Below are 22,535 nucleotides of genomic sequence, written 5' to 3'. Positions count from 1 at the left end.
TCATGGCCGACGACCGCCCCGACCTGCCCGACCAGCTCCTCCTGCCGGACCCGGCGGCATGGCGGGCCTGGCTCGACGAGCACGAGGACACCACTCCCGACGGCGCGTGGCTGGTGCTCGCGAAGAAGGGCCGCCCGTCGCCGACGACGCTCACGCACGCGTCCGCGCTGGAGGAGGCGTTGTGCAGCGGCTGGATCGACGCGCAGATGCGGAGCCTGGGCGCCGACACGATGCTGCAGCGGTTCTGCCCGCGCCGGCCGCGCAGCCGCTGGTCGGTGCGCAACCAGGAGATCGTGGCCCGCCTGACCGACGAGGGCCGGATGCGGCCCCGCGGGCAGGCGGAGATCGACGCGGCGAAGGCGGACGGGCGCTGGGAGGCCGCCTACCACGGGTCGGCGCGGGCCGAGGTGCCGCCCGACCTGGCGGCGGCGCTCGCGGCCAGCCCTGCGGCGTCGGCGATGTTCGAGGTCCTCACGTCGCAGAACCGGTACGCGATCCTGCACCGCCTGGGCGCCCTCAAGACGGCGGAGGCACGCGAGCGCAACGTGGCGAAGTACGTCGCGATGCTGGAGCGCGGCGAGACCCTCCACCCGCAGCGGCGGCGTCCCGCCGCAGGATGACGGGGCCGCCGGGAGGCCCGCGTCGGCGACCATCCTGTGGACGCGCCGTGAAGATCCCGGTCGGCGGCTGGCCGCCGCACCCGCGCGCGGGCGTGGCCCCCGCGCGTCGAGACCCCGGGACACCTAGGGTTTCCGCGTGAGCTCGGAACGTACCTCCCCCTCCGGCGCGGACAGCGTCCCGCTGAGCGTGCGCGCGGCGGCCTCCTGGTCGTGGCGCGTCCTGCTGATCGCCGCCGCCGTGGCCGCCTTCCTGTGGCTGCTGGCGGCGCTCAAGACCATCGTCGTGCCGGTCGCCATCGCCCTGCTGCTGACGATCCTGCTGGCGCCCGTGCGCCGGACCCTGCAGCGGTGGCACCTCAGCAAGGGCCTGGCGACGGCCGTGTCGATCGTCGGGCTGATCGTGCTGGTGGGCGGCCTGGTGACGCTCGCCGGCACGTCCATCGTCAGCGGCTTCCAGGACCTCGCCGACCAGGCCGTCGAGGGCTTCCGCCAGTTCACGACCTGGCTCGCCGAGGGCCCGCTGAAGCTCGACTCCGACCAGCTGTCCCAGTACGGCCAGCAGCTCCAGAGCTCGCTGGTGGAGAGCTCTGGCCTCGTCTCGGGCGCGCTGGGCGCCGCGACCACCGTGGGGCACGTCTTCGTCGGCGCGCTCATCGCGCTGTTCTGCACGATCTTCTTCCTGCTCGACGGCCGCACCATCTGGACGTGGCTCGTCAACCTGCTGCCCGTGCGGGCCCGGGAGAACGTGCACCAGGCGGGCCGTCGGGGGCTCGTCACGCTGTCGGCCTACGTGCGCACCCAGATCCTGGTCGCGTTCGTGGACGCCGTCGGCATCGGGATCGGGTCGGCGTTCTTCGTCCCCGCGCTCGCGCTCCCGATCGGCATCCTCGTCTTCGTCGGCTCGTTCGTGCCGATCATCGGTGCGATCGTCACCGGTGCGATCGCCACCGCCGTCGTGCTGGTGGCGAACGGCTGGGTCGCGGCCCTCATCATGCTCGGCATCGTGCTGCTGGTGCAGCAGGCCGAGAGCCACATCCTGCAGCCGTTCCTCATGGGCCACGCGGTGTCGCTGCACCCGGTGGCGGTGGTGCTCGTGGTCGCGGCGGGCAGCCTCGCCGCGGGGATCGTGGGGGCCCTGTTCGCGGTGCCGCTCGCGGCCGTGCTGAACACGATCCTGCTGTACCTGCACGGGCACGACAAGTTCCCCGAGCTCGGCACCGAGGACCACGTGCCGCTGCTGCGCCGGCGACCCCAGCTGCCCGGTACCCTGCTCTGGTCGGGACGGGCGTCGCAGGACACGGCGACGACGGGCGGTACCTCGGACGGCAGCACGACCGACGCCCCTGCCCCGCCCGACGCGGGCCCCGCAGGAGAGAACAGGTAAGTGGCAGCACAGCTCCCGATCGACCGCGTCACCCTCGAGGACGTCCGCACCGCCGCGGCCCTCCTGGACGGCGTCATCACCCGCACCCCGGTGCAGGCCTTCCGCGCGATGTCCGAGGTGGCGGGGGCGCCCGTCGTCCTCAAGTGCGAGAACCTGCAGCGCGCCGGGTCGTTCAAGATCCGCGGGGCGTACACGCGCCTGAGCCGGATGTCCGACGAGGAGAAGGCGCGCGGCGTCGTCGCCGCGAGCGCGGGCAACCACGCGCAGGGCGTGGCCCTCGCGGCCCAGATGCTCGGCATCCACGCCATCGTCTACATGCCCGTGGACGCGTCGGTGCCGAAGCTGCGGGCCACCCGCGGCTACGGGGCCGAGGTGCGGCAGGTCGGCGAGAGCGTGGACGAGGCGCTCGTCGCAGCCCGCGCGGAGGCCGCGCGCTCCGGGCGCACGCTCATCCACCCGTTCGACCACCTCGACGTCGTCACCGGCCAGGGCACGGTCGCGCTCGAGATCCTCGAGCAGGTGCCCGACGTCGGCACGGTCGTCGTGCCGCTGGGCGGCGGCGGGCTGGTCGCGGGCATCGCGACCGTCCTCGCCGAGGCCGCACCGCACGTCAAGGTCGTGGGGGTGCAGGCCGAGACGGCCGCCGCGTACCCGCAGTCGCTCGCGGCCGGGCGACCGGTGCCGCGCGCGCTCGGCGCGACGATGGCCGACGGCATCGCCATCGGCACCCCCGGCGACGTGCCGTTCGAGGTGCTGGCCCGCCTCGGCGTGGAGGTGCGCACCGTCTCCGAGGAGGAGATGTCCCGCGCCCTGCTGCTCGTGGCCGAGCGGGGCAAGCTGATCGTGGAGCCGTCGGGCGCCGCCGGGGTCGCGGCGGTGCTGGCCGCCGAGCCCGGCTCGCTGCCGGGCACCATCGTGCCCGTCCTCACCGGCGGCAACATCGACCCGCTGCTGCTGCTGCGGGTGGTGCAGCACGGCCTCGTCGCCGCCGGCCGGTACCTGCAGCTGCGCGTGTGCATCGACGACAAGCCGGGCTCGCTCGCCGGGCTGCTCGACGTCGTCGCGCACGCCGGCGCGAGCATCGTGCAGGTGGAGCACACCCGCACCGACACCTCGCTCACCGTGGCGCAGGTGCTCGTGAACCTCCAGCTCGAGACCAAGGGGCAGGAGCACTGCGAGGCCGTCGTCGAGCGCCTGCGCGCCGCGGGGTTCGCGGTCGCGTGACCCGGCCCGCGCCGACCGACCCGCCCGGTCAGCGCAGCGCGCGGCGGTAGTCGCCGGGCGCGTACCCGCAGATCTGGCGGAAGGTGTCGTAGAAGCTGCTCTGCGACGTGAACCCGGCCGCGTGCCCCACCTCCACCGTGGTGGCGTCCGTCGTGATGAGCAGGCGCTGCGCCTCCGCGACCCGGCACCGGGCGATGTAGGTGCCGAGGGTGGTGCCCACCACCCGCTTGAACAGCGTCATCGCGTGGCTGGGGCTGAGGTGCACGGCGCGCGCGACGTCCGACGGCGAGATGGGGGAGCGGTAGTGCTCGGCCACGAACTGGGCCATCGCGGTGGCGCGCGCGGCCGCGCCGGACGGCCCGGCCGCGCCCGTCGCGTCGCCCGCCGGGCCCGGCGTCCCCGCGGCCTCCGCGGCCGCGAGCGTCCGGCGCACGAACGCCTGCACCTCCAGCATGACGACGGCGTGGTCGCCGCCGGCCAGGACGTCGCGGTGCCACGTCGCGAAGAGCGCGTCGACGTCGCGGGCGAGCGCGGCGGCGGGCACGACGACGGGGCGTGCCCTCAGCAGCACCGCGATCTGCTCGGCCGGCAGGGCCCAGCCGAGCACCTCGGTGAGCGGCACGTGCACCCACGACACGGCGGACTCCACGGCGTCGGGCTCGACGAGCTGGTGCGGCGTGCCGCCCCAGAAGAGCGCCACCTCGCCCGCCTCGACCCGCAGCGTCGACCCGCCGAACAGGTACTCCAGGCGACCCGTGTGCACGAGGTTGAGCTCGAGGTCGTCGTGCCGGTGCGGGTGCTCCATCACCGGGGGTGCGCCGCGGCGCACCCACAGGGCGGCCTCCTCCAGGCGGACGTCGTCGACCGTCAGCGTCATGCCGGGAGCCTAGGGCGATCGAAGGATCCCGGAAAGCGGGGCGACCGATCCGGAGGATCGACCGCCATCCTCGGGCCTAGCGTCGCTGCATGGCTCATTCCCCGAAGATCACCATCATCGGCGCCGGCGGCTTCGTGTTCCCGTTCCGGCTCATCGGTGACCTGCTCAGCTTCCCCGCCCTGCGCGACGCCACGCTCTGCCTCATGGACCTCGACGCCGACCGGCTGGACCGGGTGGCGGGGGCGGCCCGCGAGCTCGTGGACCACCACGGCCTGCCCACCGTCGTCGAGCAGACCACGGACCGGCGGGCGGCCCTCGACGGTGCCGACTTCGTCATCATCACGTTCCAGGTGGGCGGCGTGGAGTCCTACCGGCACGATGTCGAGATCCCGCGCCGCTACGGCGTCGACCAGACCGTGGGCGACACGGTCGGCCCCGGCGGGGTGTTCCGCTTCCTGCGCTCGGTCCGCGCGTACCAGGACATCGCGGACGACGCGCTGGAGGTCTGCCCCGACGCGCAGTTCATCAACTACGCCAACCCGATGGCGATGGCCACCGCCTACCTCAACGCCCTCGGGCTGCGCACGGTGGGCCTGTGCCACAGCGTGCAGGGCACCACGCGCATGCTCGCCCGCACCCTCGACGTCCCCTACGACGAGGTCTCCTACCGGTGCGCGGGTATCAACCACCAGGCCTGGATCCTCGAGCTCCGCCGCGGCGCCGAGGACCTGTACCCGCGTCTGCGCCGGGTCATGGCCGAGCGTCACGTCCGCGGCCGGGCGGCCGCCGACCTGCTCGCCGACGACGGCGACCACTCGGACGCCGCGCTCGCCGCCAGCACCTACGAGGGCGGCAACGAGCAGGTGCGCACCACGCTGATGAACCACTTCGGGTACTTCGAGACCGAGTCCAGCCACCACGCGTCGGAGTACGTGCCGTGGTTCCGCAAGGACCCCGCCACGACGCTCGAGTACCTCCCGGAGCGCTGGGACTACTACGAGATCTGCTCCTCCCACGACGAGCAGGGCGACGTGGACGAGCAGCTCGAGCGGCTCAAGGCCGACCTCAGCCCGTCGGTCGAGTACGGGGCGTCGATCGTCAACGCCGTCGTCACGGGGGTGCCCGCCGTCGTGTACGGCAACGTGCCCAACGCGGGCCGGGTCATCACGAACCTGCCCGACGACGCCTGCGTCGAGGTCGCCTGCCTGGTGGACGCGAACGGCGTGCAGCCGACGTCGTTCGGGGAGCTCCCGCCGCAGCTCGCGGCGATCAACCGCACCAACGTCAACGTCCAGACGCTCGCCGTCCGGGCCGCCCTCACCGGCGACGTCGAGCACGTGCACCACGCCGTCGCCCTCGACCCGCTGACGTCCGCGCACTGCACGCTCGAGCAGGCCCGCGCGATGACGGACGAGCTCCTCGAGGCCCACGCCGCGCTGCTGCCCGCCGCGCTGCGGCCGGCGTCGTCCGCGTCGTCGTCGGCGTCCACCCTCGAGCGCGACCCTGTCCTGGCGCGCTGAGCCCTCGTGGTGCCCCGGCGACGCGGCCGGGGCGCCGCCCGCGGGGCCGCGCGGCGGCCCCGACGACCCACGAACCCTCGACGAAGAGGAGACGAGATGCCGAACCGTGCGGTGCCCGGCAGGCGCCCGGTCGCGCGCAGGCTGTCCCGGCGGAGCTTCCTGGCCGTGGCCGGGATCAGCGTGGCCGGGGCGCTCGCGGCCTGCTCCGGCGCCCCGACCGGCACGAAGCACCTGCGGCTGTCCTCGTGGAACATCCCGCTGGACCTGGAGTCGTACCAGGCGCTCGCCGACGAGTTCGTGGCCGCCCACCCGGGCACCAGCGTCGCGGTCGAGGTCACGACCGGCCAGTTCCACCAGTGGTTCATCACGCGGCTGGCGGCGGACCTCGCGCCCGACATCATCCGCATCACGCCGCAGCAGATCGGCCGCTACGCCGCGAACGGCAGCCTCGTCGACCTCACGGACGCGGTGCCGCCGGAGTACCAGGACGACTGGTCCGAGCCGTTCTGGGCGATCGGCGCCAAGGCCGACGGCCTGTTCGGCGTCTTCCAGCACACCGACAACTTCATCACCTACTACGACAAGCGGGTGATGGAGCAGGTCGGCGTCGACGTGCCGCAGACCCTCGACGAGGCGTGGCACTGGGACGAGTTCCTCGAGATCGCCGCCGAGGCGCAGAAGGTCACCGGGCGGTACGGCTTCGGCTACGGCTGGAGCGGCCCGGAGACCGCGTACCGCTGGATGCCGCTCGTCTACCAGAACGGCGGCGCCTTCCTCGGGGAGGACGGCGAGACGCCGAGCATGGACACCGACGCCGCGGTCGGGGCGCTGGACTTCGGCCGCCGCTGGTACGCCGACGGGCTGGTCTCGCCGGCGAACATGAGCAAGTCCGGCGGCGGCGCCGTCGGCCGCGACCTGTTCGCCACCGGCCAGGCCGGGCTGCTGCTGGACAACCCCGAGGCCATCGCCGCCCTCGACGAGGCCCGCCCCGACGAGTGGGGCACCACCTACATGATCCGCAACGCCGGCGAGGCGTCCGACCTCGGCGGCAACGCGCTGGCCGTGACGAGGTCGAGCAAGCACCCCGAGCTGGCGGCCGAGCTCGTCGCGTTCCTCACGAGCCGCACCAACGTCGCCGAGTTCTGCCGGCGCGGCAACTGGCTGCCCGCCCGCTCCTCGCTGGACGCGGCCGACATCGGCTACGACCGGCACGAGGCCACGATGCAGCAGTTCATCGACCAGGCCACGACCATCCCGCTGTCCATGGTGCGCGCCCAGTCCGGGCCGTACTTCAGCTCCCTCAACTCGGTCTTCGCGGACTACCTCGACCTGTGCTTCCTCGGCGAGCTCACGCCCGCCGAGTGCGGCGCCCAGATGACGGAGGCGATGCGCAGTGTCACCACGCGGTGAGACCCTCACGACGACCCTGGAGGCGCCGCCGGCCGCCTCACCGACGGCCGACGTCGCGCGCGCGACGTCGCGCACGGGCGGGCCCACCGGCCGCCGTCGCGGCCGCTGGGCGCCCTACCTGTTCGTCGGCCCCGCCGGGCTGCTCTTCCTCGCGTTCTCGCTGGTGCCGATCGTCATCGCGGTCGCCCTGTCGTTCCAGGACACCGCCACGCTGGGCGACGGGCAGTGGGTGGGCGCGGACAACTACCGGACCATGCTGTCCGACCCGCTGCTGCGCACGGCCCTGCTCAACACGCTGGTCTTCACCGTCGGCACGGTGCCGACGGCGATGGCGGTCGGGCTGGCGCTCGCCGTCGCGCTCAACCGCCCGCTGCCGGGGCGGGGCCTCCTGCGGGCGCTGTTCTTCGTGCCGATGGTCGCGGCCGGTGTCGTGGTCGGCGTGATCATGTCGTGGATCTTCAACCCGGACTACGGGGTCGCGAACAACGCGCTCCGGGCGGTCGGGCTCGACGGGCTGCCGTGGCTGACGTCGCCGCGCACGGCGATGCTCACGCTGGTGCTCGTCGTCGTGTGGACCCGCATCGGCTTCTGCATGGTGATCTACCTGGGCGCGCTGCAGTCGATCCCGTCCGAGCTGCGCGAGGCCGCCGCCATCGACGGCGCGAGCCGCTGGCAGCGGTTCCGGCGCCTCACCGTGCCGATGCTCGCGCCGACGACGTCGATCCTGCTCATCCTCAACGTGGTGTTCTCGCTGCAGGCCTTCGACGTCATCTACGTGATGACCGGCGGCGGTCCCGGCTTCTCCACGACCGTCCTCATCCAGTACGTGTTCCGGTCCGCGTTCGCCGACGCCCGCATGGGCTACGCCGCGGCGCTCGGGCTGCTGCTCGTGCTGATCCTGCTGGTCTTCACGCTGCTGCGGCAGCGGGCGACGAAGAAAGCCGAGGAGCTCCTGTGACCACCACCGTCCTGCCCGCGCGCCCCGCGCCCGACGCCGCCCCCGTGCGCGGCGGCCGCTCCCCGCGCGAGCGCCGGTCGCACCGCCGCCGGTGGCTGCTCACCGCAGGCCTCACCGCCGTCGCGATCCTCGTCGTCTTCCCGCTGTACTGGATGGTGGTCTCGGCCCTCACCCCGGGCGGGCAGTCGCAGAGCAGCGACTTCTACCTGTGGCCCGACGCGCCGACGGTCGGCAACTTCACGGAGGTCTTCGCCACCCAGCCGGTCTGGCGGTGGCTCGGCAACTCGCTCCTCGTCGCCACGGTCGGCACCGCGCTGTCCGTGTGCGTCTCGCTCGGCGCGGGGTACGCGCTCGCGAAGTACCGGTTCCGCGGGCGCGGGCTGCTGTACGCGGTCTTCCTCGTGACGATCATGATCCCCATCCAGGTCACGCTGGTGCCGGCGTTCCTCGTCGTGGCGCGGCTGGGCCTGGTCGACTCGCCGTGGGCGGTCATCCTGCCGACCCTGTTCGACGTCGTCGGGATCTTCATCGCCCGCCAGTTCATGCTCGGCGTGCCCGACGCGCTCATCGAGGCCGCGCGGCTCGACGGCGCGGGGGAGCTGCGCACCTTCTTCCGGGTCGTGCTGCCCTCCTGCGGCCCGCTGGTCGGCGTCCTGGTGATCCTCGGGTTCATGAACCGCTGGAACGACTTCCTGTGGCCGCTCGTGGTGCTGCAGGGCAACGAGAGCCTCACCGTGCCGGTCGGGCTGTCCACCCTGACCAGCAACCCGGCGTTCGCCTCGCCGTGGGGCGCCGTGATGGCCGTGGCGACCGTCGCCGTCGTGCCGCTGCTCGTCGTGTTCCTGGTCTTCCAGAAGACGTTCGTGCAGGGCATCGCGAGCACGGGGATCAAGTAGTCGTCGACCGAAGTCCGTCAGGTGTCTGTCGGGAGGTCTCCCGTACGTCGTGCTCATGTACACGGCCACGAGGGCCGTGCAGGATGAGGAACCGACCGAAGGAGATCGTCGTGCGCTACCTGATGCTGGTGCTGTCCACCCCCGAGGACCCGGAGCTGCGGCCGGAGGACACCGCGGGCGCGCCGCCCATCGAGGGGTGGGTGGAGAAGTACTACGGCAGCGGCGCCGCCGTGCTCGGCGACCGGCTCCGCCCGCCCGCCGACGCGGTCGGGGTGCGGGTGCGCGGCGGGCGCGCGCTCGTCACCGACGGGCCGTTCTCGGAGACCAAGGAGGCGATCGGCGGGTTCGACGTCCTCGACGCGCCCGACCTCGACACGGCGATCACCATCGCGTCCGAGCACCCCATGGCCCACGCGGGCGCCATCGAGCTGCGGCCGTTCTGGCCGCTGGGCCTCGAGGGCGCCGGCTCGACGGACGGGGGCGCGTGATGCGGTACCTGCTGCTGGTGATCGAGCCCGACGTGCCCGACCGCGGTCCGGACGCCGACATCGAGGACTGGGTGCGCCGGCACGACGCCGACGGCTCGCGCATCCTGGGAGAGCGGCTGCGGCCGGCCGCCGACGTCCGGCGCGTGCGGGTGTCCGACGGCCGCACCCTGGTGACCGACGGCCCCTTCACCGAGACGAAGGACGTCATCGGCGGGTTCGACGTCGTCGAGGCGCCCGACCTCGAGGCCGCGCTCGCGATCGCCGCCGAGCACCCGGGCAGCCGGGGCGGCGGCACGGTCGAGGTGCACCCGTTCTGGCCGACCGACGGGGGCGCACCGGCGTGACAGCGCCGGCCGCCGTCGCCGTCGAGGACGCCTTCCGCAGCGAGTGGGGGCGCGTCCTCGGCGCGGTGGCCCGCGCCACCGGCGACCTCGACCTCGCGGAGGAGTCCGCGCAGGAGGCGTTCGTGGCGGCGCTGCGCACCTGGTCGCGCGACGGCGTCCCCGACCGGCCCGGCGCGTGGCTCACGACGACGGCGCGGCGGCACGCCCTCGACGTGCTGCGCCGCCGCCGCGTCGAGGCGGAGAAGAGCGCGACAGCCGTGCGGCGGGGCGAGCGGGTCGACGGGCCGGGGCGGGCCGGCGACGGCGTGCACGACGAGGTCGAGCGCGGCCTCGACGACGAGGGCTGGTCGCCCGACGACCCGGACGGCGACCTGGTGCGTCTGCTGTTCACGTGCTGCCACCCGGCCCTGCCGCTCGACGGCCGGGTGGCGCTGACGCTGCGCTCCCTCACCGGCATGACGACGGGGCAGGTGGCGCGCGCCTTCCTCGTGCCCGAGGCGACCATGTCCCAGCGGCTGGTGCGCACGAAGCGGCGCATCCGTGCCACCGGCATCGCGTTCCGGGTGCCGCCGCCGGCGCTGCTCGCCGGGCGCACGGACGCGGTGCTCGCGGTCCTCTACGTGCTGTTCACGGAGGGCTACGACGCCTGGGCGGAGCCCGCCGACGAGGTCGAGGGGTGCGCCGAGCGTCGCGCGCTGGCCGGGGACGCGGTGCGGCTGGCCCGGCTCGCCGCCCGGCTGCTGCCGGACGAGCCCGAGGCCCGCGGCCTGCTCGCCCTCCTGCTGCTGCAGCACGCGCGCCGCGACGCGCGCACCGGGCAGGACGGCGTCGCGCTGACCCTGGCGGAGCAGGACCGCACGCGGTGGTACGGCGACGAGATCGACGAGGGGCTGGCGGTGCTCGACACGGCGCTCGCAGCACGCCGACCGGGGCCGTACCAGGTGCAGGCCGCGATCGCGGCGCTGCACTGCCGCGCGGCGACCGCGGCGGAGACGGACTGGGCGGAGGTGCTCGCCCTCTACGACGTGCTGCTCGACCTGGCGCCGTCGCCCGTCGTCGCGCTCAACCGGGCCGTGGCCGTGGCCGAGGTGCACGGCGCCGACGCCGGTCTGGCCGCCGTCGACGCCGTCGCGCAGGACCCGGCGCTGGCGGGCTACCACCTGCTGCCGGCCCTGCGGGCGGACCTGCTGACGCGCGCCGGGCGCCCCGCCGACGCCCTCGTCGAGCTGCGCCGGGCCCTCGACCAGGTCGACCGCGAGGGCGACCGGCGCCTCCTGAGCGCCCGCCTCGCCGCAATCGGCGGCCGCTGACCCAAGAAGACGTCGTGGGTGGGATCGTGGCCCTGTTTCGTCGCGAAACAGGGCCACGATCCCACCCACAACTGGTCGGGCCGGTCAGACGGCGGCGGCCTCGGGCTCGGTGACGAGGGGGTAGACGCCGTTCTCGTCGTGCACCTCGCGCCCGGTGACCGGCGGGTTGAACACGCACACGCACGTGATGTCGGTGCGCGGGCGCACCTTGTGCTTGTCGTGGTCGTTGAGCAGGTACAGCGAGCCGGGCTTCAGCTGGTGCACCTCGCCGGTGCCGAGGTCCTCGATCTCGCCCTCGCCGGACGTGATGAAGACGGCCTCGATGTGGTTGGCGTACCAGAAGAAGCTCTCGGTGCCGGCGTACAGGGTGGTCTCGTGCACGGAGAAGCCGACCCCCTCCTTCGCCAGGATGATCCGCTTCGAGCGCCAGTTCTCGCTCTTGACGTCGGCGTCGGTGTCGGTGATCTCGTCGAGCGTGCGCACGAGCATGGGTGGTACCTCCGGTGGTTCGGGTGCGGTGGGTCGGGTGCGGGTCAGGCCGTCGGCGCGGGCAGGACGGCGGCCACGGAGTCGCTGATGATGCGCAGGCCGCGCTGCAGCTCGTCGTAGGTGATCGTCAGCGGCGGCAGCAGCTTGACGACCTCGCCGTCGGGGCCCGAGGTCTCCATGAGCAGCCCGCGGGAGAACGCCTCGTCGCAGATGCGGCCCGCGGTCTCGCCGTCGGGCGTCTGCAGGCCGCGCGCGAGGCCGCGGCCCTTGGCGACCAGCACGTCGTCGCCGTAGCGGGCGACGAGGGAGTTGAAGTGCGCCTCGACGAGCGCGCCCTTGTCGATCGTGGCCGTCTCGAGCGTGTCGTCCGTCCAGTAGGTCCGGATCGCCTCGGACGCCGTCGCGAAGGCGGGGGCGAAGCCGCGGAAGGTGCCGTTGTGCTCGCCCGGCTCCCAGATGTCCAGCTCGGGGCGCACGAGGGTGAGCGCCATCGGCAGGCCGTAGCCGGAGATCGACTTCGACAGGCAGATGATGTCGGGCACGATGCCGGCCTCCTCGAACGAGAAGAACTTGCCGGTGCGGCCGCAGCCCATCTGGATGTCGTCCAGGATCAGCAGGATGTCGTGGCGCTTGCACAGGTCGGCCAGGCCGCGCAGCCACTCGGCGCGCGCGGCGTTGATGCCGCCCTCGCCCTGCACCGTCTCGACGATGACGGCGGCGGGCGCGTTGAGGCCCGAGCCGCTGTCCTCGAGCAGGCGCTCCAGGTACACGAAGTCGGGCACGTCGCCGTCGAAGTAGTCGTCGTACGGCATCGGGGTGGCGTGCACCAGGGGGACGCCGGCGCCGCCGCGCTTCATGGAGTTGCCCGTCACGGACAGCGCGCCCAGCGTCATGCCGTGGAAGGCGTTGGTGAAGTTGATGACCGACTCGCGGCCCGTCACCTTGCGCGCCAGCTTGAGGGCCGCCTCCACCGCGTTGGCGCCGCCCGGGCCGGGGAACACGACCTTGTGGTCCAGCCCGCGCGGCTCCAGGATCACCTCGTTGAACGTCTCCAGGAACTCGCGCCGCGCCGAGGTGAACATGTCCAGCGTGTGCACCATGCGGTCGTCGGCGAGGTAGTCCAGCAGCACCTGCTTGAGCATCGGGTTGTTGTGCCCGTAGTTGAGCGTGCCGGCGCCGGCGAAGAAGTCGAGGTACTCGGTACCGTCCTCCGCGTGCACCGTCGCGCCCGAGGCCCGGTCGAACACGACGGGCCAGGAGCGCGAGTAGCTGCGGACCTCGGACTCCAGGGCGGTGAAGCCCAGCGGGTCGTCGGCGGCGGACGCTTCGGTGGTGGGGACGGTCGGGGTTGTCACGAAGGACACTCCTTGAGGTGGTGCGCGCCGGTGCGGTGTCTTGTGGTGGAGAGGGCTGCGTCGTCACCTGCGCGCCGAACCGGCGCAGCCCGAGGTCTGGGGACCTGAGAGGTACGGACGTCAACGGGGAGGGCGGATGCCCTCGATCACCAGCAGCGGCTCGGCCTCGTGGCCGTCGGGGAAGTGCGCGGCCTCGTAGCCCGTCGTCTCGCGCAGGGTCGCGCCGCGCTCGGCGGCCCATCGCGCGAACACGCGCCGCGAGGACGCGTTGTCCGTGGTCACGGTGGTGTGCAGCCGGGTGACGGCGGGGCCGTCGCCCTCCACCGCCGCGTCGACGACGGCGTCCAGCAGCCGCCCCGCGACGCGCCGGCCGCGGGCCCGCGGGTCGACGGCGACCTGCCACACGAACAGCGTCGCGGGGTCGGCCGGCAGCCGGTACGCGGAGACGAAGCCCACGGGCTCGCCCTCCGTGCCGGTGCGGTCGGTGCCGTCGGGGAGGAACGCCAGGCGGCAGGTCGCGGCGAAGTGGTCCGCGAGCAGCAGGTAGGCGTAGGAGGAGTTGAGGTCGAGCGAGCCCGAGTCGCGCGCCAGGCGCCACATCGCGGCGCCGTCCTGCGTCGTCGGCGCGCGCACCGTGAGGCCAGGGAGGGGCTCCGCGGCGCGGGACGACGCCGTGTCGTCGGCCAGGCTGTCGGTCGAGCTGTCGTCGGTCGAATGGTTGGTCGTTGCGGTGTCCGTCGTGTCCATACCGCCATCGACCATAGACGCATCACGGGGGAAACTTCACCTTGGCCATGACCATTCCTCGACCGGTCGGGCATGGCGGCGAGGCCCTGATCGTTGGCAGCGCAACGAAAGGTCGTGTTGACCATCGACGGATCATCGACGGTTCTATGGATCGCCATCCGTCTCGGATGATGAGACCGCTGGGGGTGAAGTCACCGGGCGGTGCCGGGGACGACGATGGGCGTGCCCGTCGGGACGGGCACGCCCATGGCATGCGTCGGTGCCGGGCAGGGCCCGGGGGAGGTCAGCCCGCGAAGGGCGTGGCCTTGAGGATCTCGACGGGGATCTCGCGACCGTTCGGCGCGGTGTAGGCCACCTTCTCGCCGATGCGGTGCCCGTCGATCGCGGCGCCGAGCGGCGACGTCGGCGAGTACACGTCGAGGTCGGTGGTGCCGGCGATCTCGCGGGAGCCGAGCAGGAACGTCATCTCGTCCCCGGCCACGACCGCGGTGACGACCATGCCGGCCTCCACGACGCCGTCGTCCGCGGGCGTGCCGATCTGCACGTGCCGCAGCTTCTCGGTGAGCTCGCGGATGCGGGCCTCGTTCTTCGCCTGCTCCTCGCGGGCGGCGTGGTAGCCGCCGTTCTCCTTGAGGTCGCCCTCGTCGCGGGCGGCGGCGATGCGCTCGGCGATCTCGGTGCGGGCGGGGCCGGAGAGGTGCTCCAGCTCGGCCTGCAGCCGGTCGTGAGCCTCCTGGGTGAGCCAGGTGACAGTGCTCTCGGTCACGAGGGCTCTCCTTTCGTGGTGCTCGATGGCCTGTTTCGGCCGTGCGCGGGCGACCGACGGGCGTCGGCACGCGCGTCGGCTGGGGCAGGACTGCGTGTGAATCCCTCAGGATAGCCCGGGCGGGCGCCAGAACCCAGGCCTCTGCCCTGGGCGAACAGGGTGATCCCGGTCGGGACGTCGGGTTCGGGGTGGTCTCAGGAGGCGTCGGGGACGTCGCAGGACTCGACGACCGCGGTCGTCGCCTCCTCGGACGTGCGCACGGTGACGGAGTACGTGGAGGTCTGCTGCTCGGCCGGGCCGACGGGCACCTCGAGGGTGCCGACCTGGGCGTAGCTCTGCGCGAGCGCCTCCACGTCGCAGACCGCCGTCGTGCCGGGCGGCATGTGCACCTGGAAGGTGACGTCGACCTGCTCGGCGTCGCGGACGTCGAAGCCCACCATCTCCACCGTCACGGGGTCCCGACGGGTCTGCTCGACCGAGAACCAGGCGGCCACGCCGACCGCCGCCGCGAGGGCGGCGCCGATGGCCACCTTGGCCCCCGTGCCGAGCGGGCGTCGGCCGTCCTGCCGACCGCCCTGTCCGGCACGCGACGTGCCGTACCGGTCGGCGGGGGGAGTGGGGCTGACGGGCTCGCTCATGGTGCACCATTGTCCCTGAACCTCAACGCCGACCCGTCACCCCGGGAGGGACCTTGTCCTCCGCCTCCTCCGTGTCGCCCACCCCGCGGCCCGAGCCCCTGCGTCTGATGGCGGTGCACGCGCACCCGGACGACGAGTCCAGCAAGGGTGCCGCGACCACCGCGCGGTACGCCGCCGAGGGGGTCGAGGTGCTCGTCGTGACCTGCACGGGCGGGGAGCGGGGCGACGTGCTCAACCCGAGCTTCCAGGTGCCCGAGGGGCACGAGTTCGACAGCATCGAGGGCCGCCTGGCGGTCCGCCGCCTGGAGATGGCGGCCGCGGCCGAGGCGCTCGGCGTGCGCCAGACCTGGCTCGGCTTCGTGGACTCCGGGCTGCCGGAGGGCGACCCGCTGCCGCCCCTGCCCGAGGGCTCGTTCGGCCTGGTGCCGCTCGACGAGGCGGCGGCGCCGCTCGTCGAGCTGGTGCGCGAGTTCCGCCCGCACGTCATGACGACCTACGACCCGTCCGGCGGATACCCGCACCCCGACCACATCAAGTGCCACGAGGTGTCGTTCGAGGCCTACCACGCGGCGGGCGACGCCTCCCGGTACGTCGTCGAGGGCGGCGCGGAGCCCTGGGAGCCGCTGAAGCTCTACTACAACCACGGCTTCTCGATGGCGCGCATGCGCGCGGTCCACGAGGCGATGCAGGGTGCCGGCCTGGAGTCGCCGTTCGGCGACTGGATCGAGTCGCGCGCGGCCCGCGAGATCCCCGAGCGGGAGGCGACGACGCACGTCGCCGTCGCGGACTTCTTCGCCCAGCGGGACGCGGCCCTCGTGGCGCACGCGTCGCAGATCGACCCGGACGGGTTCTTCTTCGCCGTCCCGCGCGACCTCGAGGCCGACGTGTGGCCCACGGAGGAGTACGAGCTCGCCGACTCGCGGGTGCCGACGTCGCTGCCCGAGGACGACCTGTTCGCCGGCCTCCGCGAGGAGGTCCGATGAGCGCCGTCTGGACCCTGCTCGCCGCCGCGCCGAGCCCGAGCCCCAGCCCGAGCCAGGGGCCGGACGAGCTCCAGGTGACGCCCGGCCTCGCCGGGTTCGTCGCGACGTTCGCCGTGGCCGTCGCCTGCGTGCTGCTCTTCCTGTCGCTCACGCGGCACCTGCGCCGCGCGCAGCGCAACGCCGAGGACCAGGGCATCCCGCTCGAGGAACCCAAGCACTTCGGGCTCCAGGGCCCGGGGCGGGGCTCCGGCGCGCCCGGCGCCGCGCCCGACGGTGCCGGGCCGCGCGGCGACGGCGGAGCCGGCGACGGCGGGACGGGCGACGGCACGGACGGCGAGCCCGGTCGATGAGCGCCAGCGTGCGGGTCACGGTCGGCCAGCTCGCGATCACGGCCGACCACGACGCCAACCGCGAGGCGGTCGCCGAGGCCTTCCTCGCCGCCGGCCGCGTGGGCGCGGACCTGCTCGTGCTGCCGGAGTACTCCTCCGGCTACGACCCGCACGGCGTCGGCGTCGAGCACGCCGAGCCGCTCGACGGCCCGTTCGTCACCGCCCTGCGCCAGCACGCCGCGCGGTACCGCATCGCGGTGGTGGCCGGCACCACCCTGCCCGCCTACGGCGCCCCGGCCGCGAGCTCCGGCCAGCACCCGGCCGTGACCGGCGCGTTCCCCGCCGTCAGCGGTGCGTTCCCCGCCGTGACGGGGTCGTTCCCCGCGGTGACGGGCTCGCTGCCCGCGATCACCGGGACGACGCCGACGGTGGGCTCGCCGCCCGGGCCGCCGACGCGCGCGTTCAACACCGTCGTCGCGGTCGACGCGACGGGCGCCGTCGTCGGCGCCTACCGCAAGGTGCACCTCTACGACGCGTTCGGCACGCGAGAGTCCGACCGTCTCGAGCCCGGCCCGCCCGGCGTGCCGCCCCTCGTGCTGCGGCTGGGGGACCTCACGTTCGGCGTCGTCACCTGCTACGACCTGCGCTTCCCGGAGTCGGCGCGCCGTCTCGTGGACGCCGGGGCCGACGTCATCGTCGTGCCGGCGGCGTGGGTGGACGGCCCGCTCAAGGCGGACCACTGGCGCACGCTGATCCGCGCGCGGGCCATCGAGAACACGGCCGTGGTGATCGGCGTCGGGATGTCCGGCCCCGGGCTGGTGGGCCGGTCGCTCCTGGCCGGGCCGGACGGCGTCGTCGGCCTCGAGCTCGACGAGACCCCGCAGGTGCGCACCGTGGACCTGGACCCGGAGCCGCTGGCCCAGGTGCGCCTGCAGAACCCGTCGCTGGCGAACCGGCGCTACCTGGTGGTGCCCGCGGGCTGAGCCCGCCGGGACCGGCCGTGCGCGGCTACAGGGCTGCCAGGTAGATCGCCACGGTGTGGCAGGTGAAGCCGACCACGGTGAGCGCGTGGAAGATCTCATGGAACCCGAACCAGCGCGGGGACGGGTTCGGGAACTTGGTGCCGTACACGACGGCGCCGAGGATGTACGCGATACCGCCCGAGGCGACCAGCCAGGCGACGGCGGCGCCGCCCGCGGCGGCGAACTGCGGGATGTAGCCGACGGCGACGCAGCCCAGCGCCACGTACACCGGGACGTAGAGCCAGCGCGGCGCGCTCATCCACAGCACGCGCCCGACGAGGCCGAGGATCGCGCCGCCCCAGACCACGGCGAGGAGCACGGTGGCGGTGCCGCGCGGCAGCAGCATCACGGCCAGGGGCGTGTAGGTGCCGGCGATGATGAGGAAGATGTTGGCGTGGTCCAGGCGTCGCAGGACGGCGGCCGTGCGGGGCGACCAGGTGCCGGTGCCGAGGTGGTAGACCGCGCTGGTGCCGAAGAGCATGACGGCGGTGACGCCGAAGATCGCGCACGCGACCTTGTCGGCGGTGGTGTCGGCGAGGACGACGAGCACGATCGCGGCGGCCAGCGCCAGCGGCGCCGTCACGGCGTGGATCCAGCCACGCAGGTGCGGCTTGAGGAGGGCTGCCTTCCCGGCGGCCGCCGCCGACACGGTCTGCACGGCGTCGCCCACGACGCCCTTCGCCTCGCGGGCGACCTCCTTGACGTCGTCGACGTCGAGCCGGTCGGCCCGGTGGCCGTTCGGCTGGGCGGCTGCTGCCACGGGTGCTCCTTCTCGATCGGACGCGCTGAACCTACGCATCCGTAGGTTACGTCAGCGTAGGGGACGCGGCGCGGGCGCAGTGACCCCGCGCCGTGAAGATCGTGCGCAGGGGTTGCGGGGCGTCGCCGGGCGTCCGCCAGGCCCTGGACCTGCGGGTCCACGGGAGCGGTACCGTTGTCCCGCTCTCCGTCCGTCCCGCCCCCGCCGGGCGCCTGCGCCGTCGCGCGCCCGCGGCCCGGCCCGAACCCTCGAGGTCCCGCGTGCGCATGCCCCACCTGCTCTACGGCCTGTACGAGCGGCGCCTGGCCGCCTCGCTGCCGCCGGCGCAGACGCCCCGGCACGTCGGCGTCATCCTCGACGGGAACCGGCGGTGGGCCCGGTCGTTCGGCGAGACCGCGGCCACGGGGCACCGGCGCGGGGCGGACAAGATCGCGGAGTTCCTGGGCTGGGCCGAGGAGCTCGGCGTCGAGGTCGTCACCCTCTGGATGCTGTCCACCGACAACCTCGCGCGCCCCGCGTCCGAGCTCGCCGACCTGCTCGACATCATCCGTGACGCCGTCCAGGACCTCGCGGAGTCGGGGCGCTGGCGCCTGCGCGTCGTGGGCCGGCTGGACCTGCTGCCGGGCGAGCTCGCGGACGCCGTGCGGTCCGCGGCCGAGGCCACGAAGAACGTCCAGGGCCTGCAGGTGAACGTCGCCGTCGGCTACGGCGGCCGGCACGAGATCGCCGACGCCGTCCGGTCGTACCTCAAGCAGGAGTCCGCCACCGGGGCGTCGCTCGAGGAGCTGGCCGGGCGGATCGACGTCGACGACATCGCCGCCCACCTGTACACCAAGGGACAGCCGGACCCGGAGCTCGTCATCCGCACGTCGGGCGAGCTGCGCGTGGGCGGCTTCCTCATGTGGCAGAGCGCGCACTCGGAGCTGTACTTCTGCGAGGCGTACTGGCCCGACTTCCGCCGCGTCGACTTCCTGCGCGCCCTGCGCGACTTCTCCCGGCGGGAGCGGCGCCTCGGCCGCTGAGCCTGTCGCGACCCGGTTCTGCGTCTCGACGGGCTCGACCACCGGCGGGTGGGGCACACTGCCACGGTGACCCCGCCCGACCACGAGACCCGACCCGCGCCCGACGTCCGCCTCGCCGCCGAGGCCTGGGAGTCGCTGTTCCGCGCGCAGGTCACGCTCATGCGCCGCTTCCAGGCCGACGACATCTGGCGCGACCTGTCGATGCGCGAGTACGACGTCCTGTTCACGCTGTCCCGCGCGCCCGGCGGCGAGCTGCGGCTGCGCGACCTCAACGAGGGGATGCTCATCGCCCAGTCGTCGCTGTCGCGGATGGTCGAGCGGCTCGAGGGACGCGGGCTGGTCACCCGGTCGGTGCCGCCGGACGACGCCCGCGGCACCCTGGTGCGCCTCACCGCGGACGGGGCGCGGCGGCAGCGCGAGACCGGCCTGGCGCACGTGCGCACGATCGCGGAGTACGTTGGCCCAGCCCTGCCGGGCGAGGAGCTCGAGCACCTGCGCGACCTGCTGGACCGGCTCCGGCTGGCGCAGGCGGACATCCCTGACCGGAGATGACAACGCGTGCCATCAACGTCACGTCGGCCGGGGGCCGTTCTCGGCGGGCCGAGCCTCGGGCCGGTGCCATGATGGCAGTCATGTCGCTGACCCCCCAGTCGGCCGATGCCGGCCCGTACGACGCCCTGCTCCTGTACTCCTTCGGTGGTCCGAACAAGCCGGAGGACGTCGTCCCGTTCCTCCGCAACGTGACCGCCGGCAAGGGGATCCCCGACTCGCGGCTCGAGGAGGTCGGCGAGCACTACTACGGCTTCGGCGGCAAGAGCCCCATCAACGAGCAGAACCTCGCGCTGAAGGCGGCGCTCGAGGCCGAGCTCGCCGAGCGGGGTCTCGACCTGCCCGTCGTGTGGGGCAACCGCAACTGGGAGCCCTACACCACCGACGCGATCGACGAGCTCGAGCGCCTGGGTGTGAAGCGCGCCGTCGCGCTCGTCACGTCCGCCTACTCGTCCTACTCCGGCTGCCGGCAGTACCGCGAGGACCTCGCCGTGACGCTGGAGAAGCGCGGGCAGCTCGGCGCGAACGGCTCCACGGGTGTCCAGTTCGACAAGATCCGCTCCTACTTCAACCACCCGGGCTTCGTGGCGGCCAACGCCGAGGCCGTCCTCGAGGGCTACGAGGCGCTCGAGGCGAAGGGCGGCGACCCGGCCGCGGCGAAGCTCGTCTTCGTCACGCACTCCATCCCGGACACGATGGAGGCGGCGTCCCAGGTCTCGCACGCCACCTATTCCGCGCAGCACCTCGACGTCGCCGCCGTCATCGCCGCCGTCGTCTCCGAGGTGCGCGGGCACGCCGTCGAGTGGGAGCTGGCGTACTGCTCGCGCTCCGGCCCGCCGTCGCAGCCGTGGCTCGAGCCGGACGTCAACGACCTGCTCACCGAGCGTGCCGGTCAGGGCCTCAAGGACGTCGTCCTGTCCCCGATCGGGTTCGTGTCCGACCACATGGAGGTGGCCTACGACCTCGACACCGAGGCGATGGCCACGGCCACCGAGCTCGGCATGACCGCGGTCCGGGCGGGCACCGTCGGCACCCGGCCGGCGTTCGTGTCCGGCCTGGTGGACCTGCTCCTCGAGCGCGCGGCCATCGCCCGCGGCGAGGAGGTCGTGGAGGAGACGGTCGGCAACCTCCCCGCCTTCCGCTCGGTGTGCGCGCCCGGCTGCTGCCTGCGGCGCGACGGCGAGCCGAGCGGCATCCCCGCCCTGTGCAGCGTCGACCTGCACTCCTGACCCGCCCCGAGAGGACGTCATGACCGACAGCCACATCCACGGCGACACCGGCGAGACCGTCGACGCCGCCTCGATCAACGAGTCCATCCGGTACGCCATGATCGCGGTCTTCTCCACCGCCGAGCCGCTGCCGGCGGGCGACGCCGAGCGCGCGGAGATCGCCGCGGAGGCGGACGCCGCCCTCTGGGACGGCCAGCCCGACGACGCCCGCGACCCGGCCCGCGCCGAGGGCGACGTCGTCGTGCGCGGTGTGTACGACGTCGCCGGCCTCCGCGCCGACGCCGACCTCATGGTGTGGGTGCACGGCCCGTCGGTCGAGTCCGTGCAGGGCGCCTACCAGCGGCTGCGCGCGTCGAGGCTGGGCGCGTCCCTGGCGCCCGAGTGGTCGGTCGTGGCGCTGCACCGCGCCGCCGAGTTCAACAAGGGCCACGTGCCTGCGTTCCTCGCCGGCGAGCGCCCCCGCGACTACCTCTCCGTCTACCCGTTCGTGCGCTCCTACGACTGGTACCTGCTGCCCGACGACGAGCGCCGCACGATGCTCCGCGACCACGGCATGGCCGCGGCCGGGTACAAGGACGTGCGTGCCAACACGATGAGCACGTTCGCGCTGAGCGACTACGAGTGGCTGCTGGCGTTCGAGGCGGACGAGCTGCACCGGATCGTCGACCTCATGCGCGACCTGCGCGCGACCGAGGCCAGGCGCCACGTGCGCGAGGAGGTGCCGTTCTTCACCGGCCCGCGCGTCACCCTCGCCGACTGGGCGGAGAAGCAGCCCCGCGCCTGACCCCGCTCGCGTCCAGGGTCGCGACGACGACGGTGCCGCCGGTGGCGGCGTCGTCGTCCGGATCCTCGTCGGTGACGACGATGACGCTCAGCCCGTGCGCCTCGACGAGCGTCGTCGCGCCGGGCACCTGGTCCGTGCCGACCTCGAAGAGCAGCGACCCGCCCGGGGCGAGCCAGCCCGGTGCCGCCGCGACGACGCGGCGCAGCACGTCCAGGCCGTCGGTGCCGCCGTCGAGCGCGACCGCGGGCTCGTGGTCTCGCGCCTCGGGCGGCATCGTCGGGATGGCGTCGGTGGGGACGTAGGGCGCGTTGCACAGCAGCAGGTCGACGCGGCCGCGCAGCACGGAGGGGACGACGGACAGCAGGTCCCCCTCGTGCACGGCGGCGCCGAGCGGGGCCAGGTTGCGCCGGGCGTGCACGACCGCGGCGGGCTCGACGTCGCTCGCGTGCAGCACGGGATCGGTCCCGGCGGCGCGCAGCCCCAGCAGCACGGCGCCGCCCACCGCGCCGCAGCCGCAGCACAGGTCGAGCACCGTGGCCGGGGCGGGGAGCGCGAGCGCCGCGGCGACCATCAGCTCCGTGCGGCGCCGGGGCACGAACACGCCGGGGCCCACCGACCAGCGTCGGCCGGCGAACTCCACCCACCCGAGCACGTGCTCCAGCGGCTCGCCGCCCGCGCGCCGCGCGACCAGGCCCTCGAGGCGGACGGCGTCGACGGCCGCCTCGAGCAGCAGCGCGGCCTCGTCCTCCGCGAACACGCAGCCCGCCGCCCGCAGCCGCGCGACGAGGGGCTCCAGGTCGGGTCCCAGGTCGTCGGCCGCGGGCGGTGCGG

The 22,535-nt window shown here is 73.8% G+C and carries 25 protein-coding genes; 17 read left to right on the top strand and 8 right to left on the bottom strand.

The features are described from left to right. The first annotated feature begins 2 nt into the window (after nucleotides 1-2). From ACFQ8T_RS12170 to ilvA, 3 genes are all read left to right on the top strand, one after another. On the top strand, nucleotides 3-620 hold the full coding sequence (locus tag ACFQ8T_RS12170) for a YdeI family protein (protein ID WP_430546789.1): 618 nt from the start codon (nucleotides 3-5) through the stop codon (nucleotides 618-620). 136 nt (nucleotides 621-756) lie between these two features. Next, entirely contained in the window at nucleotides 757-2,004 is a 1,248-nt protein-coding gene (locus tag ACFQ8T_RS12165) for an AI-2E family transporter (protein ID WP_430546788.1), read from the top strand. Further along, the gene (gene ilvA / locus ACFQ8T_RS12160; protein WP_430546787.1) at nucleotides 2,005-3,228 is read left to right on the top strand and encodes a threonine ammonia-lyase; all 1,224 of its coding nucleotides are present in this window, start codon (nucleotides 2,005-2,007) and stop codon (nucleotides 3,226-3,228) included. It abuts the gene before it with no gap. Between the two features lie 28 nt (nucleotides 3,229-3,256). Here ilvA and ACFQ8T_RS12155 read toward each other — a convergent pair whose 3' ends face one another. After that, nucleotides 3,257-4,105: a helix-turn-helix domain-containing protein gene (locus ACFQ8T_RS12155; RefSeq protein ID WP_430546786.1), complete on the bottom strand. Its 849-nt coding sequence runs from the start codon at nucleotides 4,103-4,105 to the stop codon at nucleotides 3,257-3,259. Between the two features lie 89 nt (nucleotides 4,106-4,194). Here ACFQ8T_RS12155 and melA point away from each other — a divergent pair, with 89 nt between their 5' ends. From melA to ACFQ8T_RS12120, 7 genes are all read left to right on the top strand, one after another. Next, entirely contained in the window at nucleotides 4,195-5,625 is a 1,431-nt protein-coding gene (gene melA, locus ACFQ8T_RS12150) for an alpha-galactosidase (protein WP_430546785.1), read from the top strand. A 96-nt stretch (nucleotides 5,626-5,721) separates the two neighbouring features. Beyond that, nucleotides 5,722-7,035, top strand: coding sequence for an ABC transporter substrate-binding protein (locus ACFQ8T_RS12145; RefSeq protein WP_430546784.1), 1,314 nt, complete (start codon nucleotides 5,722-5,724; stop codon nucleotides 7,033-7,035). Continuing rightward, on the top strand, nucleotides 7,019-7,993 hold the full coding sequence (locus ACFQ8T_RS12140) for a carbohydrate ABC transporter permease (protein WP_430546783.1): 975 nt from the start codon (nucleotides 7,019-7,021) through the stop codon (nucleotides 7,991-7,993). The genes ACFQ8T_RS12145 and ACFQ8T_RS12140 overlap by 17 nt, the downstream gene beginning before the upstream one ends. Then, nucleotides 7,990-8,889: a carbohydrate ABC transporter permease gene (locus ACFQ8T_RS12135; protein ID WP_430546782.1), complete on the top strand. Its 900-nt coding sequence runs from the start codon at nucleotides 7,990-7,992 to the stop codon at nucleotides 8,887-8,889. The genes ACFQ8T_RS12140 and ACFQ8T_RS12135 overlap by 4 nt, the downstream gene beginning before the upstream one ends. A gap of 83 nt (nucleotides 8,890-8,972) precedes the next feature. After that, on the top strand, nucleotides 8,973-9,377 hold the full coding sequence (locus tag ACFQ8T_RS12130; protein ID WP_430546781.1) for a YciI family protein: 405 nt from the start codon (nucleotides 8,973-8,975) through the stop codon (nucleotides 9,375-9,377). Next, on the top strand, nucleotides 9,377-9,721 hold the full coding sequence (locus ACFQ8T_RS12125) for a YciI family protein (RefSeq protein WP_430546804.1): 345 nt from the start codon (nucleotides 9,377-9,379) through the stop codon (nucleotides 9,719-9,721). Before ACFQ8T_RS12130 ends, ACFQ8T_RS12125 begins: the two co-directional genes overlap by 1 nt. Beyond that, nucleotides 9,718-11,031, top strand: coding sequence for an RNA polymerase sigma factor (locus ACFQ8T_RS12120; RefSeq protein WP_430546780.1), 1,314 nt, complete (start codon nucleotides 9,718-9,720; stop codon nucleotides 11,029-11,031). The genes ACFQ8T_RS12125 and ACFQ8T_RS12120 overlap by 4 nt, the downstream gene beginning before the upstream one ends. Before the next feature lie 84 nt (nucleotides 11,032-11,115). Here the strand turns inward: ACFQ8T_RS12120 and ACFQ8T_RS12115 are convergent, their stop codons facing one another. The 5 genes from ACFQ8T_RS12115 to ACFQ8T_RS12095 form a co-directional block, all read right to left on the bottom strand. Continuing rightward, the gene (locus ACFQ8T_RS12115) at nucleotides 11,116-11,520 is read right to left on the bottom strand and encodes an ectoine synthase (RefSeq protein WP_430546779.1); all 405 of its coding nucleotides are present in this window, start codon (nucleotides 11,518-11,520) and stop codon (nucleotides 11,116-11,118) included. A gap of 44 nt (nucleotides 11,521-11,564) precedes the next feature. Continuing rightward, a complete protein-coding gene (ectB, locus tag ACFQ8T_RS12110; RefSeq protein ID WP_430546778.1) occupies nucleotides 11,565-12,875 on the bottom strand; it encodes a diaminobutyrate--2-oxoglutarate transaminase in 1,311 nt (436 codons plus the stop codon). A 120-nt stretch (nucleotides 12,876-12,995) separates the two neighbouring features. Continuing rightward, nucleotides 12,996-13,622 carry a diaminobutyrate acetyltransferase gene (gene ectA, locus ACFQ8T_RS12105; protein WP_430546777.1) on the bottom strand — a complete coding sequence of 209 codons (627 nt, stop codon included), beginning with the start codon at nucleotides 13,620-13,622 and terminating at the stop codon, nucleotides 12,996-12,998. A 283-nt stretch (nucleotides 13,623-13,905) separates the two neighbouring features. Then, nucleotides 13,906-14,388 (bottom strand): transcription elongation factor GreA, encoded by a 483-nt coding sequence (greA, locus tag ACFQ8T_RS12100; RefSeq protein ID WP_429764557.1) that lies wholly within the window; start codon nucleotides 14,386-14,388, stop codon nucleotides 13,906-13,908. Nucleotides 14,389-14,582: 194 nt separating this feature from the next. Then, the gene (locus ACFQ8T_RS12095) at nucleotides 14,583-15,026 is read right to left on the bottom strand and encodes a DUF4307 domain-containing protein (RefSeq protein WP_430546776.1); all 444 of its coding nucleotides are present in this window, start codon (nucleotides 15,024-15,026) and stop codon (nucleotides 14,583-14,585) included. Between the two features lie 107 nt (nucleotides 15,027-15,133). Between ACFQ8T_RS12095 and mca the strand changes: the two genes are divergently transcribed. Genes mca through ACFQ8T_RS12080 form a run of 3 tightly spaced genes read left to right on the top strand, consistent with a single transcriptional unit; the run spans nucleotide 15,134 to nucleotide 17,321 of the window. Beyond that, the gene (gene mca, locus ACFQ8T_RS12090; RefSeq protein WP_430546803.1) at nucleotides 15,134-16,009 is read left to right on the top strand and encodes a mycothiol conjugate amidase Mca; all 876 of its coding nucleotides are present in this window, start codon (nucleotides 15,134-15,136) and stop codon (nucleotides 16,007-16,009) included. Next, entirely contained in the window at nucleotides 16,006-16,359 is a 354-nt protein-coding gene (locus ACFQ8T_RS12085) for a hypothetical protein (protein ID WP_430546775.1), read from the top strand. Before mca ends, ACFQ8T_RS12085 begins: the two co-directional genes overlap by 4 nt. Next, nucleotides 16,356-17,321, top strand: coding sequence for a carbon-nitrogen hydrolase family protein (locus ACFQ8T_RS12080; protein WP_430546774.1), 966 nt, complete (start codon nucleotides 16,356-16,358; stop codon nucleotides 17,319-17,321). Before ACFQ8T_RS12085 ends, ACFQ8T_RS12080 begins: the two co-directional genes overlap by 4 nt. Before the next feature lie 25 nt (nucleotides 17,322-17,346). Here the strand turns inward: ACFQ8T_RS12080 and ACFQ8T_RS12075 are convergent, their stop codons facing one another. Next, nucleotides 17,347-18,120, bottom strand: a complete 774-nt coding sequence (locus ACFQ8T_RS12075; RefSeq protein ID WP_430546773.1) for a hemolysin III family protein — start codon at nucleotides 18,118-18,120, stop codon at nucleotides 17,347-17,349. A 260-nt stretch (nucleotides 18,121-18,380) separates the two neighbouring features. Between ACFQ8T_RS12075 and ACFQ8T_RS12070 the strand changes: the two genes are divergently transcribed. The 4 genes from ACFQ8T_RS12070 to hemQ all read left to right on the top strand — a co-directional run bounded on the left by ACFQ8T_RS12070 (nucleotide 18,381) and on the right by hemQ (nucleotide 21,704). Further along, nucleotides 18,381-19,142: an isoprenyl transferase gene (locus ACFQ8T_RS12070; RefSeq protein ID WP_430546772.1), complete on the top strand. Its 762-nt coding sequence runs from the start codon at nucleotides 18,381-18,383 to the stop codon at nucleotides 19,140-19,142. A gap of 66 nt (nucleotides 19,143-19,208) precedes the next feature. Further along, nucleotides 19,209-19,694 (top strand): MarR family winged helix-turn-helix transcriptional regulator, encoded by a 486-nt coding sequence (locus ACFQ8T_RS12065; RefSeq protein WP_430546771.1) that lies wholly within the window; start codon nucleotides 19,209-19,211, stop codon nucleotides 19,692-19,694. 80 nt (nucleotides 19,695-19,774) lie between these two features. After that, entirely contained in the window at nucleotides 19,775-20,920 is a 1,146-nt protein-coding gene (locus ACFQ8T_RS12060; protein WP_430546770.1) for a ferrochelatase, read from the top strand. 19 nt (nucleotides 20,921-20,939) lie between these two features. Next, a complete protein-coding gene (gene hemQ / locus ACFQ8T_RS12055) occupies nucleotides 20,940-21,704 on the top strand; it encodes a hydrogen peroxide-dependent heme synthase (RefSeq protein ID WP_430546769.1) in 765 nt (254 codons plus the stop codon). Here the strand turns inward: hemQ and ACFQ8T_RS12050 are convergent. Continuing rightward, nucleotides 21,664-22,512, bottom strand: coding sequence for a putative protein N(5)-glutamine methyltransferase (locus tag ACFQ8T_RS12050; RefSeq protein ID WP_430546802.1), 849 nt, complete (start codon nucleotides 22,510-22,512; stop codon nucleotides 21,664-21,666). The genes hemQ and ACFQ8T_RS12050 overlap by 41 nt on opposite strands. Nucleotides 22,513-22,535 lie beyond the last annotated feature (23 nt).

The organism is Isoptericola sp. NPDC056618 (assembly GCF_042792715.1).
GTDB classification, from domain to species: domain Bacteria; phylum Actinomycetota; class Actinomycetes; order Actinomycetales; family Cellulomonadaceae; genus Isoptericola; species Isoptericola nanjingensis.
This window is presented reverse-complemented; position numbering and strand designations above follow the sequence as displayed.